At 64.9% G+C, this 15,254-nt stretch carries 13 protein-coding genes; 2 read left to right on the top strand and 11 right to left on the bottom strand.

What is annotated here, in order from left to right:
- Positions 1-11: 11 nt before the first annotated feature.
- The 8 genes from ribB to Lysil_RS04470 form a co-directional block, all read right to left on the bottom strand.
- Positions 12-1,115, bottom strand: a complete 1,104-nt coding sequence (gene ribB, locus Lysil_RS04505) for a 3,4-dihydroxy-2-butanone-4-phosphate synthase (RefSeq protein ID WP_103074332.1) — start codon at positions 1,113-1,115, stop codon at positions 12-14.
- Positions 1,112-1,711, bottom strand: a complete 600-nt coding sequence (locus Lysil_RS04500; protein WP_103074331.1) for a riboflavin synthase — start codon at positions 1,709-1,711, stop codon at positions 1,112-1,114. The genes ribB and Lysil_RS04500 overlap by 4 nt, the downstream gene beginning before the upstream one ends.
- Positions 1,711-2,472 (bottom strand): class I SAM-dependent methyltransferase, encoded by a 762-nt coding sequence (locus Lysil_RS04495; protein ID WP_103074330.1) that lies wholly within the window; start codon positions 2,470-2,472, stop codon positions 1,711-1,713. The genes Lysil_RS04500 and Lysil_RS04495 overlap by 1 nt, the downstream gene beginning before the upstream one ends.
- Positions 2,473-2,513: 41 nt before the next feature.
- The gene (ribD, locus tag Lysil_RS04490; RefSeq protein ID WP_103074329.1) at positions 2,514-3,620 is read right to left on the bottom strand and encodes a bifunctional diaminohydroxyphosphoribosylaminopyrimidine deaminase/5-amino-6-(5-phosphoribosylamino)uracil reductase RibD; all 1,107 of its coding nucleotides are present in this window, start codon (positions 3,618-3,620) and stop codon (positions 2,514-2,516) included.
- A gap of 8 nt (positions 3,621-3,628) precedes the next feature.
- Positions 3,629-4,150, bottom strand: a complete 522-nt coding sequence (gene nrdR / locus Lysil_RS04485) for a transcriptional regulator NrdR (RefSeq protein ID WP_103074328.1) — start codon at positions 4,148-4,150, stop codon at positions 3,629-3,631.
- Between the two features lie 3 nt (positions 4,151-4,153).
- Positions 4,154-5,422 carry a serine hydroxymethyltransferase gene (glyA, locus tag Lysil_RS04480; RefSeq protein WP_103074327.1) on the bottom strand — a complete coding sequence of 423 codons (1,269 nt, stop codon included), beginning with the start codon at positions 5,420-5,422 and terminating at the stop codon, positions 4,154-4,156.
- Between the two features lie 153 nt (positions 5,423-5,575).
- Positions 5,576-6,046 (bottom strand): RcnB family protein, encoded by a 471-nt coding sequence (locus tag Lysil_RS04475; protein ID WP_240600087.1) that lies wholly within the window; start codon positions 6,044-6,046, stop codon positions 5,576-5,578.
- A gap of 189 nt (positions 6,047-6,235) precedes the next feature.
- Complete coding sequence (locus Lysil_RS04470) at positions 6,236-6,886, bottom strand: RcnB family protein (protein ID WP_165782381.1); 651 nt, start codon at positions 6,884-6,886, stop codon at positions 6,236-6,238.
- Positions 6,887-7,066: 180 nt separating this feature from the next.
- Here Lysil_RS04470 and ettA point away from each other — a divergent pair, with 180 nt between their 5' ends.
- On the top strand, positions 7,067-8,728 hold the full coding sequence (gene ettA / locus Lysil_RS04465) for an energy-dependent translational throttle protein EttA (RefSeq protein ID WP_103074324.1): 1,662 nt from the start codon (positions 7,067-7,069) through the stop codon (positions 8,726-8,728).
- Positions 8,729-8,783: 55 nt separating this feature from the next.
- Complete coding sequence (pyrF, locus tag Lysil_RS04460; protein ID WP_103074986.1) at positions 8,784-9,614, top strand: orotidine-5'-phosphate decarboxylase; 831 nt, start codon at positions 8,784-8,786, stop codon at positions 9,612-9,614.
- Between the two features lie 9 nt (positions 9,615-9,623).
- Here the strand turns inward: pyrF and Lysil_RS04455 are convergent, their stop codons facing one another.
- The 3 genes from Lysil_RS04455 to purL are packed head-to-tail and all read right to left on the bottom strand — an operon-like array spanning position 9,624 to position 15,204.
- Positions 9,624-10,457 carry a glycosyltransferase family 2 protein gene (locus Lysil_RS04455; protein ID WP_103074323.1) on the bottom strand — a complete coding sequence of 278 codons (834 nt, stop codon included), beginning with the start codon at positions 10,455-10,457 and terminating at the stop codon, positions 9,624-9,626.
- A complete protein-coding gene (locus tag Lysil_RS04450; protein WP_103074985.1) occupies positions 10,454-11,287 on the bottom strand; it encodes a glycosyltransferase in 834 nt (277 codons plus the stop codon). Before Lysil_RS04450 ends, Lysil_RS04455 begins: the two co-directional genes overlap by 4 nt.
- On the bottom strand, positions 11,284-15,204 hold the full coding sequence (gene purL, locus Lysil_RS04445; protein ID WP_103074322.1) for a phosphoribosylformylglycinamidine synthase: 3,921 nt from the start codon (positions 15,202-15,204) through the stop codon (positions 11,284-11,286). The genes Lysil_RS04450 and purL overlap by 4 nt, the downstream gene beginning before the upstream one ends.
- Positions 15,205-15,254: the final 50 nt, after the last annotated feature.

Below are 15,254 nucleotides of genomic sequence, written 5' to 3'. Positions count from 1 at the left end.
GCGGGCTAAGTTTAACGCGCCGCGCCGGAGACGGTCTCGACCACCTCCAGGCCGAAGCCGGACAGCCCGACCTGCTTGCGCGGGGTGCCGATCACCCGCAGGCGGCCGTAACCGAGTTGCGCGAGGATCTGCGAGCCGGCGCCGGTCTGCCGCCATTGCTGCACCGCCGGCGCCTTGGTCGTCCCCGTCGCGGGCTCACGGATGCGTTCCAGCAAGGCCTCGGGCGATTGCGGCTCCGACAGCAGCACCAGCACGCCGGAACCGGCGGCGGCGATCATCGCCAGCACATCGCCGGTGGCCAGGCCGAGGTCGTCGCGCTGCCAATGCAGCGCATCGACCAGCGGATTGGTGACCTGCACGCGCGCCAACGTCGCCACCTGCGGATCGGCATCGCCCAATTGCAGGGCGAAATGCAGCTGATGGTTGAGGCGATCGCGGAAGGTATGGAGGATGAAGTCGCCGTGCGGCGTGGCGATCACGCGTTGATCCACTGCATCGATGGTGTGTTCGGTGGCGAGGCGATGGCGGATCAAGGCTTCGATCGAACCCATCTTCAGGCCATGTTCGCGCGCGAACGCTTCCAACTGCGGACGACGCGCCATGCTGCCGTCGGCGTTGAGGATTTCCACCAGCACGCCGGCCGGCTCGAAACCTGCAAGCAGGGCGAGATCGCTGGCAGCTTCGGTGTGGCCGGCACGACTCAGCACGCCGCCGGGCTGCGCCATCAGCGGGAAGATGTGGCCGGGCTGCGACAGATCGTCCGGGCGCGCATCGGGTCGCACTGCGGTGCGGATGGTATGGGCGCGATCGTAGGCGCTGATGCCGGTGGTGACGCCTTCGGCGGCCTCGATGCTGACGGTGAAATTGGTGTGGTGCTGCGAGGTGTTGTCGCGCACCATCGGCGGCAGCCCGAGCTGGCGGCAGCGTTCGCGCGTCAAAGACAGGCACACCAGTCCGCGCGCGTGGGTGACCATGAAATTGATGTCGGACGGCTTGACCAGCTCCGCCGCCATGATGAGATCGCCTTCGTTCTCGCGGTCCTCGTCATCGACGACGACGACCATGCGCCCGGCGCGCAATTCGTCGAGGAGTTCGGGGATGGTGGCGAAGGTCATGGCGTGGTTCCCTGCAGCAGGCGTTCGGCGTAGCGCGCGATCAGATCGACTTCGAGATTCACCGCAGCGCCGACTGTCGTCGTCGCAAACGCGGTATGGGCGATGGTGTGCGGAATCAGCATCACCGCGAATCCGGCATCATCCACTTCGTTGACGGTGAGGCTGACGCCATCGACGCAGATCGATCCCTTCTTGGCGATGTAGCGCTGCAACTCGCGCGGCGCCGCGAAGCGCCAGACCTGCTCGCCATTGGTGGCGCCGGCCTGCAACACTTCGCCCATGCCATCGACATGGCCGCTGACGACATGGCCGCCGAAACGATCGCTGGGGCGCATCGCCCGTTCGAGATTGAGCGCCGATCCTGGCGTCATCCGACCCAGCGTGGTCAGGCGCAAGGTCTCGCTGGAGACATCGACTGCAAACGATGATGTGTCGAATTCGACCACCGTCAGGCAGGCACCGTTGACGGCAATGCTTTCGCCCAATTCAACTTCGGTGAACGGCAAGCTGCCGACATCGATGTGCAGGCGCAGGCCGTTATCGCGTGGCGTGCTGTCGCGCAGGGCACCGACGCCCTGGATCAATCCGGTGAACATCAACGAGCTTCCTCAAGGACGGGTTTCCTGAAAGCGCGAACGAACAACGGCCAGCGGACGCGCTGCGTCGCTGCATCGCCCCACGCCTGTTCAAGCGCCGGCGTGGACTCGACGACAGCATCGCGCCCGGTCGCCTCACGGTAGCGTTTGCTCGCCGAGGAGCTGGAGAAATAGCCGAGCAGGCGCTGCAATGGCCAGTCCGCGACCATTTCGAACTGCGGAACATCGATCGCCGGGAACGGCCATGGATAGCCGGCGTATCCGGCATCGACATCGATGCGCTCGGGCGGCCAGTACGGATGGATGGCATCCCGGAATGCCCGGTTCGCCGCTTCCAGCCCGGTTGGCGCGACGAGATCCTGGTATCCCCATACCACCAATACGCCACCCGGTCGCAACACGCGCTCGACTTCGGCGAAAAACGCCGCGCGATCAAACCAGTGCAGCGCTTGCGCCACGCACACGACATCGGCAGTGGCATCGGGCAATCCACAGCGTTCGCCGGTCTCGACCGCGAAATCGACGTTCGCCAGCTTTGGCGCCTGCGCGATCTGTGCCGCGCTCGGATCGCTGGCATGCACATGATCGAACCGCCGCGCGAGATCGCGCGTCGCCTGGCCACTGCCGCAACCGGCTTCCCAGCACAGGCCTCGCGCGGGGGCGATCGAAGCGATCCAGTCGAACAATGCCGGCGGATATTCCGGGCGCGCAGCGGCGTAATCGGCCGCGACCGCGGAGAAATGGTCGGAAAACGTGGGCATGGTGCAATGATCCCACGTCCCGGCGAATCGTGGCGTCCGAATCAGCCCAGCCGTGGCCGCAACAGCAAGCGCAGATCGGGCCCGACCCGACGCTCGTCGCAGACTTCCAGTTCGTAACGATCGACCATCGCCTGGATCGGCAGGCCATCGAACATCGGTCGCGCACGATCGCCCAGCAACACCGGCGCGACGTAGAACAGCAATTCGTCCACCAATCCCGCACTGAGAAAGGCGCCGGCGAGCGTGGCGCCGGCCTCGACTTGCACCTCGTTGATCTCGCGCCGCGCCAGTTCCTGCAGCACCGCCAGCAAGTCGAGATTACGGCCATCGGTCGCGACCGCAATGCGCTGCGCGGAGAATTCGCGCGACGGCTTGGCATCCGGCGCATGGATATAAAGCGTCGGCGCGGCATCATCACGCACATGCCCGCGTGCGATCGTTGCGAGACCCGGATCGAGTACCACCCGCAACGGCGGCGTGAACGGCACGCCTGCGGGCAGGCGCACGGTCAGGTGCGGATCGTCGGCGAGCACGGTGCCGGCGCCGGTCAACAATGCGCCGCAACGCGCGCGCCAGCGCTGCACATCCGCGCGCGATTGCGGACTGGTGATCCATTTCGATTCGCCGCTGGCCAGCGCCGTGCGCCCATCGAGGCTGATGCCCTGCTTGATCCGCAGCCATGGGCGTCCACGCTCGACGCGCGAGAAGAACGCGCGATTGAGCTGGCGCGCCTGCGCTTCCATCAACCCGGACGCCACTTGGATGCCCGCCTCCTGCAAGCGCGCGAATCCGGCGCCATCGACCTTCGGGAACGGATCGCGCATCGCCGCGACCACGCGCGCAATGCCAGCCCCGATCAGTGCCTCGGTGCACGGCGGCGTGCGTCCGGTGTGTGCACACGGCTCCAGCGTCACGTATGCCGTCGCGCCGTAAGCGCGGCCACCGGCATCGCGCAGTGCCATCACTTCGGCGTGCGCTTCGCCGGCGCGTTCGTGCCAGCCTTCGCCGACCACTTCCTGTTCCTGCACGATCACGCAACCGACCATCGGGTTCGGCCGGGAGGTGAAGGCGCCGCGTTCGGCCAGACGCAATGCCCGCGCCATCATCGCGTGGTCGAAGACGGTGAACGCGGACGGAGTGTCCCCCATCGTCGCGTTCAACGCTTCTTGTTCTTGTCGATCGACACCACGTCACCGCCAAGTAGCGGCAACTGCCCTTCGCCGGCGAGATCGTGTTCGAGGCGATCAAGTTCCTCGCGGAAATCGGCGGCATCCTCGAACTTGCGGTACACCGAGGCGAAACGTACGAAGGCGACCTGGTCGAGCTTGCGCAGTTCCGCCATCACGAATTCACCGACGCGACGCGACTGCAGTTCGCGCTCGGTGGTCATCCGCAAATGATGGATGACCGCACGCACCCCGACCTCGATCTGTTCCTCGGAGACCGGACGCTTGTGCAACGCGCGATCGAATCCCTGGCGCAGTTTGCGCGCGTCGAAGTTCTCGCGGCGACCGTCGGACTTGACGATCGCCGGCAGTTTCAGTTCGATGGTTTCAAGCGTGGAAAAGCGTTCCCCGCAGGCCTCGCACTCGCGACGACGACGAATCGTCGTGCCGTCGTCGGACACGCGCGAATCGATCACGCGGGTATCGGAGTGCTGGCAATACGGGCAGTGCATCCGTCAGCCGTAGACCGGAAACTGCTTGCACTGCAGTTCGACATTGGCGCGCACACCGGCGATCACATCGTCGTTCTTCGGATTGTCGAGCACGTCGCAGATCCATTCCGCCAGCGCCACGCATTCCGCTTCCTTGTAGCCGCGCGTGGTTACCGCCGGGGTGCCGATACGCAGGCCCGAGGTCACGAACGGCTTCTGCGGATCGTTCGGCACCGCGTTCTTGTTGACGGTGATGTGGGCACGACCCAGCGCTTCCTCGGCCGCCTTGCCGGTCACGCCCTTGCCGATCATGTCGATCAGCATCAGGTGATTGTCGGTGCCGCCGGAGACGATCTTGTAGCCGCGTGCGATGATCGTCTTCGCCATCGCCTGCGCGTTCTTCACCACCTGCTGCTGGTATTCCTTGAAGGAGGGATCGAGCGCTTCCTTGAAGGCCACGGCCTTGGCGGCGATCACGTGCATCAGCGGACCACCCTGGATGCCCGGGAACACGATCGACTGCAACTTCTTGGTGATGTCGTCGAAGGCGTCGCCGGCACCCTGCTTGCTCGACACGATGATGCCGCCGCGCGGACCGCGCAGCGTCTTGTGCGTGGTCGAAGTGACCACGTGTGCGTGCGGCACCGGGGTGGGATACACGCCGGCGGCGATCAGGCCGGCGACGTGCGCCATGTCGACGAAGAGGATCGCGCCGACCTTGTCGGCGATCGCGCGCATCCGCGCCCAGTCGACCACCTGCGAATACGCGGAGAACCCACCGACCAGCATCTTCGGCTTGTGCTCGACGGCGAGGCGCTCGACTTCGTCGTAATCGATCAGGCCGTCATCGTTGACGCCGTACTGCACCGCGTTGAATAGCTTGCCGCTGATATTGACCTTGGCGCCATGGGTGAGGTGTCCGCCATGCGCCAGCGACATTCCAAGAATGGTGTCACCGGGATTGAGCAGGGCGAGGTAGACGGCCTGGTTGGCCTGGCTGCCGGAATGCGGCTGGACGTTGGCGTAGTCGGCATCGAACAACTGCTTCAGGCGGTCGATCGCCAGCTGCTCGGCGATGTCGACGTATTCGCAGCCGCCGTAATAGCGCTTGCCCGGATAGCCTTCGGCGTACTTGTTGGTGAGCTGGCTGCCCTGCGCTTCCATCACCAGCGGGCTGGCGTAGTTCTCGCTGGCGATCAGCTCGACATGGTCTTCCTGACGGCGATTCTCGCCGGCAATGGCGGCGGCAAGTTCGGGATCGTAGCTTTCGATGCGGCTGTCGCGGGAAAACATGGGGGCTCCGAGGCTGGGAAAGCAATCTGCCGATTGTAGCCCGCCACCCCCGTCAGTCCGGACGTGCACCAGCAAGAAGGGCCGGTCGCATGCGACCGGCCCTGTCCGTTGCGGCGATGCCCGGGAATGATGCCGGGCGTCCCCGCCTCGACCTCAATGGTGCAGCAGGACGTCGGCGATGATACCGCTGGCGATCGCGACCATCAGGAAATTGCCACCATCATCGCGCACCCAACGGTAACCTCGACGCGGTGCGTACAGGCCGTACGGCCGATAGTCGTTGTAGGGGACGACATAGACATTGTTGTAGCCGTAGCTGCGGTAATCGTGGCCACGCGCCCACGGCGGCGGGCCGCGGCGGCCATTGTCCCAGTGGCCGTTCTTGTGATAGCGGCGATCGCGGTCGTCATAACGGTCATGACCGCGCCCGCGGTCATCGCCACGGTAGTAACCACGGCCCTGGTCGTCATCGTCACCACGATCGTGACCACGCCCGTGATCCTGATCGTCACCGTAGCCATAGGCGTACGGCGCGCCCTGGCCGTGATCCTTCGCCATGGCCGGCAGGGATGCAAATCCCAATGCAACGGCCAACGCCGGGGCAAGCTTGAGGATAGTTTTCATCGTATGTCTCCCATCGGGACGTGCACCTTGCACGACTATCAATTTACGCAAGAAAGCTGAACAGGAATTGGCTCCGTGCGATTGCCATGACTGCCATTCAGGTCCGTACCCACTTGCCGGACATTTTTCCATTCGCCCAACAAGAAAGGCACGCCCGGAGGCGTGCCTTTGGTTGCGCTGCAGGATCGCTCAGTGGCCGAACAACAGGTCGGCGATGATGCCGCTGGTGATCGCGACCAGCAGGTAGTGGCCGAAATCGTCGCGACGCCAAGCGTAGCCGCGCGGCGGATCGTACAGGCTGTAGTCGTTGTAGTCGTCGACCGCGTAGGTGGGGGCGTAGTTGTCGCCGTAGTACGGGTTGCCGACCGTCCATACCGGTTGCGGTTGATATCCATAGCCGGCGCTGTAATAGCGACGACCATAGCCCTGGCCGTAGGCCACCCGCGGTGGCGGTGCGTAGCGATAGTCGCGGCCATAGTCGCCGCGGCCACGGTTGTAGCTGTAATCGCCACGTGGGGGCGGCGGCATCGGCGGGCGCTGCGTGTAGCCGCCACGTTGCCAGTTGCCATTGTTGTTATTGCCGGAATTGCCGCCGCCGCGATCGCCCCAGCCGCGGTTGTCGCCACGACCGTCGCGTTGCGGCCCGCCGGCGTTGCCCGACCACTGTCGTGGTTGTTGCACCTGCTGCGGCGGTTGTTGCGGCTGTTGCTGTCCCTGCCCGCGATCATGGCCGCGGTCATGACCGTGATCACCACGCCAGTCCTGAGCCGATGCGGCGAACGGAATCGCCGACAAGGACAAGGCAAGAAACAAAACCGTACCCTTCATCGTGCCTTTCATGACGACCTCCCGGTCGCGTGTAGTTCGACGCCAATATGCGCGTTCGCCTGAGGAAAGAAAGTGCATCGTCGTGTCCGTTTAGCTGCCGGAAAGCACCGCATTCAGGTTGTGGATAGGCACCGGTATAATTGGCGACATCATCCACAAATACAGGGTGCCCTGCCGGGTGCCGGAGCCCGCATGTCGCAGTACATCTACACCATGAACGGCGTTTCCAAGACCGTTCCGCCCAAGCGCCAGATCATCAAGGACATCTCGCTGTCGTTCTTCCCGGGCGCCAAGATCGGTCTGCTCGGCCTGAACGGTGCCGGCAAGTCGACGGTGCTGAAGATCATGGCCGGGGTCGATACCGACTTCTCCGGCGAGGCGCGCCCGCAGGCCGGCATCAAGGTCGGTTATCTCGCCCAGGAACCGCAGCTCGACCCCGAGATGACCGTGCGTCAGGCGGTCGAGGAAGGCGTGGGTGAAGTGCTGCAGGCGCAGGCCGCGCTCGACCAGATCTACGCCGCCTACGCCGAGGAAGGTGCCGATTTCGATGCGCTGGCGAAGCAACAGGAACGCCTCGAAGCGATCCTCGCCGCCGGCGATGCCCACACCTTGGAAAACCAGCTGGAAGTCGCCGCCGATGCGCTGCGCCTGCCGCCGTGGGAAGCGGTGATCGGCAAGCTCTCGGGTGGCGAAAAGCGCCGCGTCGCGCTGTGCCGCCTGCTGCTGCAGAAGCCGGACATGCTGCTGCTTGACGAACCGACCAACCATCTCGACGCCGAATCGGTGGAATGGCTGGAACAGTTCCTCGCCCGCTACACCGGCACCGTGGTCGCAGTGACGCATGATCGCTACTTCCTCGACAACGCCGCCGAGTGGATCCTCGAACTCGATCGCGGCCGCGGCATTCCGTGGAAGGGCAACTACACCGACTGGCTGGTGCAGAAGGACGAACGCCTGAAGCAGGAAGACAACCAGGAGAAGTCGCGCCAGAAGGCGATCCAGAAGGAACTGGAATGGGCGCGCCAGAACGCCAAGGGCGGCCGTTCCAAGGGCAAGGCGCGTCTTGCGCGCATCGAGGAACTGCAGGCCGTCGATTACCAGAAGCGCAACGAGACCAATGAAATCTTCATTCCGCCGGGCGAGCGCCTCGGCAACAAGGTGGTCGAGTTCAAGAATGTCTCGAAGAAGTTTGGCGATCGCCTGCTGATCGACGATCTCAGCTTCACCGTGCCATCGGGCGCGATCGTCGGCATCATCGGCCCGAACGGCGCCGGCAAGTCGACGCTGTTCAAGATGATCACCGGGCAGGAGAAGCCGGATTCCGGCGAGATCGACATGGGTTCGACGGTGAAGCTGGCCTACGTCGACCAGAGCCGCGACGCGCTGACCGGCAACCACAACGTGTTCCAGGAAGTGTCCGGCGGCCTCGACATCCTCAACATCAACGGCATCGAGATCCAGTCACGCGCCTACATCGGCCGCTTCAACTTCAAGGGACAAGACCAGCAGAAACTGGTCGGCACGCTCTCGGGCGGTGAACGCGGCCGCCTGCACATGGCGAAGACGCTGTTGCAGGGTGGCAACGTGCTGCTGCTGGACGAACCGTCGAACGATCTCGACATCGAAACGCTGCGTGCGCTGGAAGATGCGTTGCTGGAATTCCCCGGCAACACCTTCGTGATCTCGCATGATCGCTGGTTCCTCGATCGCATCGCCACCCACATCCTCGCCTTCGAAGGCGATTCGCACGTCGAGTTCTTCCAAGGCAACTATCGCGAGTACGAGGAAGACAAGAGGCGCCGCCTCGGCAACGATGCCGGCCCGCATCGTTTGCGGTTCAAGGCGTTGAAGTAACGACGGACGCCCACGACAACGTGGGCGTTTCGGCATGAGGAAGAAGGAGATCGACATGGGCTTCACCGACAAACTCCGCAGCCGCTGGACCCAGGCCAACTCACTGGTCTGTGTCGGTCTCGACCCCGATCCGGCGAAGTTCCCCGATGCCTACGCCGATGACGACGACGCGCTGTTCGCGTTCTGCCGCGACATCGCCGATGCCACCGCCGAATATGCCTGTGCCTTCAAGCCGCAGATCGCCTACTTCGCCGCGCACAACGGTGGCGAAGCGGCATTGCAGCGACTGATCGCGCACATCAATGCCGAACATCCCGACGTCCCGGTGATCCTCGATGCCAAGCGCGGCGACATCGGCAGCACCGCCGAGCAATACGCCGTCGAGGCCTTCGATCGTTTCGGCGCCGATGCCGTCACGCTCAATCCCTACATGGGCCGCGATTCCGCGCTACCGTTCCTGCAGCGCGACGGCAAGGGCTGCGTGTTCCTCTGCCACACCTCCAATCCCGGCGCACGCGATTTCCAGGAGCTCATCGTTTCCGATGGAAACGGTGGTGGCGAGCCGCTGTATCAGCGTATCGCTCGCGCGATTGCCGGCGAATGGAATGGCGCGAACAATTGCGCGCTGGTGGTTGGCGCGACCTTTCCGGAAGAACTGAAGGTGATCCGCGCCATCGTCGGCGACATGCCGCTGTTGATTCCCGGTGTCGGCGCCCAGGGCGGCGATGTCGAGGCGGTGGTGAAAAACGGCCGCACCAGCGACGGCACTGGCCTGATGATCAATTCCTCGCGCGGCATTCTTTACGCGTCGATGGGTGCTGACTACGCCGAAGCCGCAGCACGCGCGGCACGCGAATTGCGTGATGCGATCAACCGGTATCGTTGAAGTCGGACGCTAGCTGCGGGCCAACGCCCGCAGCGTCGCAATCGGAAACCGCGCCCAGATCATCGCGAACACCGCCAGCCGCGTCAGTGGACGATGATGGGCGGCATCGAACTTGCGGAAATAGCGCCACAGGCCGCGATGCTTGTGCCATTCGACGAAAACGGGCCGCGAGCGCGACGACACGCCACGCAGATGGGTGACGACGACGCTGTTGTCGATCGCGACGATCGCGCCGGCTTCGTGCGCACGTCGGCACAGGTCGAGATCCTCGGCGTGCAGGCGGTAGGCAGGATCGAAACCGCCGATGCGTTCGAACAACGTGCGCGGCATCAGCATCAATGCGCCGGAAATCGCGGCGACGCGCTGCAGCGGTTCGCCATCCGATGGAATGGCGAGATTGCGCATCGCCGGCATGCGCAGCATCGCGGCGAAATCGGGATCGCGACGACGTGCGGCAGGGTCATGATCGCCGGCTTCATCGACCAGATCGGCACCGACCAGCGCCTCGCCGAGCAATCGTGCATCGTCGCGCAAGCGTGCCAACGCATCCACCGGCACCATCAGGTCGGGATTGACGAAGGCCAGCCACGGTGCGTCGCTGTTGTTCGCCCCCTGATTGCAGGCGACCGCGAAGCCGGGATTGTCGGGATTGGCGACGAAATGCACGCGCGAATCGGCAGCGGCGTGACGTTGCACGCGCTCCATGGTGCCGTCATCGGAGCGGTTGTCGATCACGCGGATTTGCACGACGTCGCGTGCGGCGCGCAGATGATCGAGACAGGCATCGATGGTATCGATGCTGCGATGACTGACCACGATCGCGGCGATGCCGTCGTCGCTCATTCGAACAACTCCGTTTGCGGCGGCAACGGTTCGGCGCTGGCCACGCGTTGCGCCAACTGCTCGCGCAATTCATGCAGCGGATCGCTCATCAACATCGCCGCCATCCGCGGATACCAGTCCGGCCAGCGCACCGCGAGCGCGTCCTGGTCGCCATCCTGCAATTCGCCTTCGGCAAGACGACCGACGAAGGCGGTTTCGCACAGGACATTGCGCCAGCCGAACCCGGCCAGCCGCAGCGAGAGATCGGCCAGCGCCGCGGACCACGACCCGTAACTGGCGTGATCGATCCCGCCGGCCTTGCGCAACGCACGACCACGCAACAACACCGCATGACTCACCGCCGCCGGCAATTCCGGATGCACCGGCGCCATCGCGCGCAATGCGCTGGCGAGCCGCAATGGTTCGTCGGGCAAGGGGTTGAGATCGCCCAAGCGCGGCCACGAGGCGATTTCGCCGAGATTGCTCCACGGCGTCGCCGTGCCGATCGAGCCATCGCGGGCGAAACAGGCTTGCAACTGGTTGAGCCAGCCCGGCACCGGCACGGCATCGCCGGCGAGCACGACGACATCGGCATCGCCGCAGATATCGAGCGCTTCGGCGATATGCGCGCTTTCGCCGATCGAGCGGCTGCGTCGTGTGTAATCGGGCTGCAGCGCAGTCTGCGCGATCCAGTGCTCGATCACGCGTGCGCTGCGCGGACCAGCCTGGGCGTCGTCGATCAACCAGACGCGCGCGCGCGCCGGTGTCGCGGCATCGAGCGCGGCGAGACAGGCATCCAGCGCCACATCATCCGGGCCAACGGGCAACAGGATGATCGGCAGGTTGCTCATCCCACCCAGGTGCGCGCGTTGCGGAACATCCGCGCCCACGGCGAGGTATCACCCCAACTGTCGGGATGCCAGCTGAAGTTGGCGGCAGCCAGCGTGCGCTCGGGATGCGGCATCAGGATGGTGACGCGACCATCGTCGCTGCAGACGCCGGCGATGCCGTCGGGCGATCCGTTGGGATTCGCCGGATACTGCATCGCGACTTCGCCGTCGCCATCGACATACCGCGCGGCGACCGCTATGTTCGCCTGCGCATCGGCATTGGCGAACTGCATGCGACCTTCGCCGTGCGCCACCACCACCGGGATGCGCGAACCGGCCATGCCGCGCAGCAGGATCGATGGCGACTCCGGCACCACCACTTGCGACAGGCGCGCTTCGTATTGTTCGCTGGCGTTGCGCAGCAACTCGGGGAAATGCGCGGCGCCGGGAATGATGTCGCGCAATTGCGCCAGCATCTGGCAACCGTTGCACACGCCAAGGGTGAAGGTGTCGGAGCGCGCGAAGAAACGTTCGAACATCGCGCGTAAGGCCGGCCGTTCGAGGATTGATGTCGCCCAGCCGCGACCGGCACCGAGCACGTCGCCGTAGCTGAAACCACCGCAAGCAGCGAGGCCGACGAAATCATCGAGCGTGGCGCGGCCTTCGATCAGGTCGCTCATGTGCACGTCCTGGGCATCGAAGCCGGCACGCATGAATGCCGCCGCCATCTCCACCTGCCCGTTCACGCCCTGCTCGCGCAGGATGGCGACGCGCGGACGCTTGCCACTGGCGATCAGCGCGGCAGCGATGTCGTCTTCGGGATCGAACGCCAGCTTCGGTGCGAGACCCGGCGCATCGAAACGACGCACAAGCTCGCGTTCCTGATCAGCCGATTCCGGGTTGTCGCGCATGCGCTGCATGGCGTGCGTGACCGACCACCAGGCGTCGAACAGTTCGTGCCAATGCCATTCGGCGACGACCTTGCCATCGTCGAGGACGCGGATGTCGTCGGCGGTGGTCGGCTTGGCGATGCGTTGTGCGCATTCGATCAGGCCATGCCTGGCGACGAGGTCGGCGAATTCGGCGCGATCCTCGCTGCGGATCTGCACCACCGCGCCGAGCTCCTCGTTGAACAGCACTTCGAACGGATCGTCGTCGTGCGCCTGCGCCCAGCCGTCGAGCACGATATCGAGTCCGAGGTGCGAAGCGAACGCCATTTCGCACAGCGTCGCGAAGGCGCCGCCGTCGGAACGGTCGTGGTAGGCCAGCAACAGGCCGGCCTCGCGCGCATCGCGCATCAGCTCGAAGAAGCCGCGCAGCAATTCGGGATCATCGAGATCGGGGACGTCGCCGCCGAAGGCATTGAAGCATTGCTCGAGGATCGAACCACCGAGACGGCGTTGGCCGGCACCGAGACCGATCAGCCACAGTTCGGTATCGGCCTCGCGCGACAGCAGCGGCGTGAGTTGCTGGCGCACATCATGCACCGGCGCGAACGCGGTGACGACCAGCGACACCGGCGAGACAGATTTGTGCGTTTCGCCATCGGCCTGCCACTGCGCCTGCATCGACAACGAATCCTTGCCGACCGGAATGCTCAAGCCCAGTGCCGGACACAGTTCCATGCCGACCGCCTGCACCGCTTCGTACAGGCGCGCATCTTCGCCGGGCGTGCCGGCGGCGGCCATCCAGTTGGCCGAGAGTTTGATGCGTTCAAGCGCGTCGAGCGGTGCGGCGCAGAGATTGGTGATGGCTTCGCCGACCGCCATGCGCGCGCTCGCGGCGGCGTCGAGCAGTGCCAGCGGCGTGCGTTCGCCGATCGCCATCGCTTCGCCGGCGTGGCCGTCGTAACCGGCGAGCGTGATCGCGACATCGGCCACCGGCAACTGCCATGGCCCGACCATCTGGTCGCGCGCGGTGAGGCCACCAACGCTGCGATCGCCAATCGTGACGAGGAAGGATTTCGACGCGACCGTGGGATGGGCGAGCACGCGCAGACCGGCATCACGCAAGGACAGCGCGGCGGTCTTCAGCTCCGGCCAGCGCAGGCTCGTCGGCGATTCGGCATCGCGATGCATTTTCGGTGCCTTGCCGAACAGTACGTCCATCGGCAAATCGATGGCGGGCGCGCCATCTTTCGGCAGCGCGATCGATTCGACCGTCGCGCCATATCCCACCACCAAGCGTTCTTCTGCGGTCGCGTGACCGACCACCGCGAACGGGCAGCGCTCGCGCTGGCACAGCGCGGTAAATTCGGCGACACGATCGGGCGCAATCCCGAGCACGTAGCGTTCCTGCGATTCGTTGCACCACAGTTGCATCGGCGACAGCGTGGGGTCATCACTGGGCACCGCAGCCAGATCGATCACGCCACCAACACTGGAATCGTGCAGCAATTCGGGAATCGCGTTCGACAAACCGCCGGCGCCGACATCGTGGATGCTGCGGATCGGGTTGCGTTCGGCCAGCGCCACGCAGGCGTCGATCACTTCCTGCGCACGACGTTCCATCTCCGGGTTGTCGCGCTGCACCGAGGCGAAATCGAGTTCCTCGGAGCTCTGGCCCGACGCCAGCGAACTTGCCGCGCCACCGCCAAGACCGATCAGCATCGCCGGACCGCCAAGCACGATCACCGCGTCGCCCGGCTGCAGGCGCCGCTTCTCCACCAATGCAGGATCGATCGCACCGAGACCACCGGCGAGCATGATCGGCTTGTCGTAGGCGCGCACCAGGCCGTCGGGTTGCACCACTTCGAAACTGCGGAAATAACCTGCCAGATTCGGGCGGCCGAATTCGTTGTTGAACGCCGCCGCACCGATCGGTCCTTCCTGCATGATCTGGAACGCGCTGGCCATGCGCGGATTCAACACGCGCTGGTTCTTATTGACATCGAGCTCCCACGGCTGCGTCATGCCGGGAATGCGCAGCGCCGATACGCTGAAACCGCAGAGGCCAGCCTTGGGCTTGCCGCCGCGTCCGGTCGCGCCTTCGTCACGGATTTCGCCACCGGAACCGGTGGACGCACCCGCATACGGCGAGATCGCGGTGGGATGGTTGTGCGTCTCGACCTTGATCGCGAACGCCGACTCCTGCTCCGGCTTCAGCGCCCAATCGTGCGTGACCGGATCGGGTTGCAGGCGCCGCGTCGGGTAGCCTGCCACCACGGCAGCGTTGTCGCTGTACGCCGACAACGTGTGTTGCGGCGTACGCTGGTGGGTGTTCTTGATCATGCCGAACAACGAGCGTTCCTGCGCATCACCATCCAGCGTCCAGCTGGCGTTGAAGATCTTGTGGCGGCAGTGTTCGGAATTGGCCTGCGCGAACATCATCAGTTCGACGTCGGCGGGATCACGCTGCAACTCGCCATAACGCTGTTGCAGGTATTCGACTTCGTCATCGGCCAAGGCGAGGCCAAGGCGGCGATTGGCAATAGCGAGATCGTTCAGCGGCACGCGTTCCAGCGCAGCGCGCGGATGCGTCTCGAACAGATGCGCGGCGCCATCGACATCATCGAGCAGCGATTGCGTCATCGGATCGTGCAACACCTTCGCCAGCGCCGCCTGCGTCGCGGCATCGGCCGGCCAGCCGCTGACATCGAGGCGGATACCGCGTTCGACCCGCTGCACTGGCAAGCCGGCGCCCTGCAGCAGTTCGCCAGCCTTGCTCGCCCACGGCGAGATGGTGCCGAGGCGCGGACTGACATAGCGCGAGACGGAACCTTCGGCGCGCGCGCGCTGTGTCGCATCGGCCTGCAAGATGCGGCCCAGTTTGGCGAGGTCGAGCTTGTCAGAGCCCGGCGTGGCGCCATCCCGTGGCTGCACCCAGTAGGTGAACCAGCTTGCAGTGATCCCGAGTTGGGGGGCGATGGCGCGAAGGCGGGCTTCCAGCCGTTCGCGACGGAACGGCGACAGGGCCGGCAGGCCCTCGAGCACGATCATGTCCGGGAAAACCGTGGCAGGTGGCCCCCTATTGTAGCGGAGGCCTGCCA

Origin of the sequence: Solilutibacter silvestris (assembly GCF_002895945.1) — a bacterium.
In the GTDB taxonomy this organism is placed as follows: Bacteria; Pseudomonadota; Gammaproteobacteria; order Xanthomonadales; family Xanthomonadaceae; genus Solilutibacter; species Solilutibacter silvestris.
This window is presented reverse-complemented; position numbering and strand designations above follow the sequence as displayed.

Coding starts and splice junctions, on each gene's coding strand:
- ribB (WP_103074332.1), bottom strand. CDS start 1,115: ATGACCTTCGCCACCATCCCCGAACTCCTCGACGAATTGCGCGCCGGG.
- Lysil_RS04500 (WP_103074331.1), bottom strand. CDS start 1,711: ATGTTCACCGGATTGATCCAGGGCGTCGGTGCCCTGCGCGACAGCACG.
- Lysil_RS04495 (WP_103074330.1), bottom strand. CDS start 2,472: ATGCCCACGTTTTCCGACCATTTCTCCGCGGTCGCGGCCGATTACGCC.
- ribD (WP_103074329.1), bottom strand. CDS start 3,620: ATGGGGGACACTCCGTCCGCGTTCACCGTCTTCGACCACGCGATGATG.
- nrdR (WP_103074328.1), bottom strand. CDS start 4,150: ATGCACTGCCCGTATTGCCAGCACTCCGATACCCGCGTGATCGATTCG.
- glyA (WP_103074327.1), bottom strand. CDS start 5,422: ATGTTTTCCCGCGACAGCCGCATCGAAAGCTACGATCCCGAACTTGCC.
- Lysil_RS04475 (WP_240600087.1), bottom strand. CDS start 6,046: ATGAAAACTATCCTCAAGCTTGCCCCGGCGTTGGCCGTTGCATTGGGA.
- Lysil_RS04470 (WP_165782381.1), bottom strand. CDS start 6,886: ATGAAAGGCACGATGAAGGGTACGGTTTTGTTTCTTGCCTTGTCCTTG.
- ettA (WP_103074324.1), top strand. CDS start 7,067: ATGTCGCAGTACATCTACACCATGAACGGCGTTTCCAAGACCGTTCCG.
- pyrF (WP_103074986.1), top strand. CDS start 8,784: ATGGGCTTCACCGACAAACTCCGCAGCCGCTGGACCCAGGCCAACTCA.
- Lysil_RS04455 (WP_103074323.1), bottom strand. CDS start 10,457: ATGAGCGACGACGGCATCGCCGCGATCGTGGTCAGTCATCGCAGCATC.
- Lysil_RS04450 (WP_103074985.1), bottom strand. CDS start 11,287: ATGAGCAACCTGCCGATCATCCTGTTGCCCGTTGGCCCGGATGATGTG.
- purL (WP_103074322.1), bottom strand. CDS start 15,204: ATGATCGTGCTCGAGGGCCTGCCGGCCCTGTCGCCGTTCCGTCGCGAA.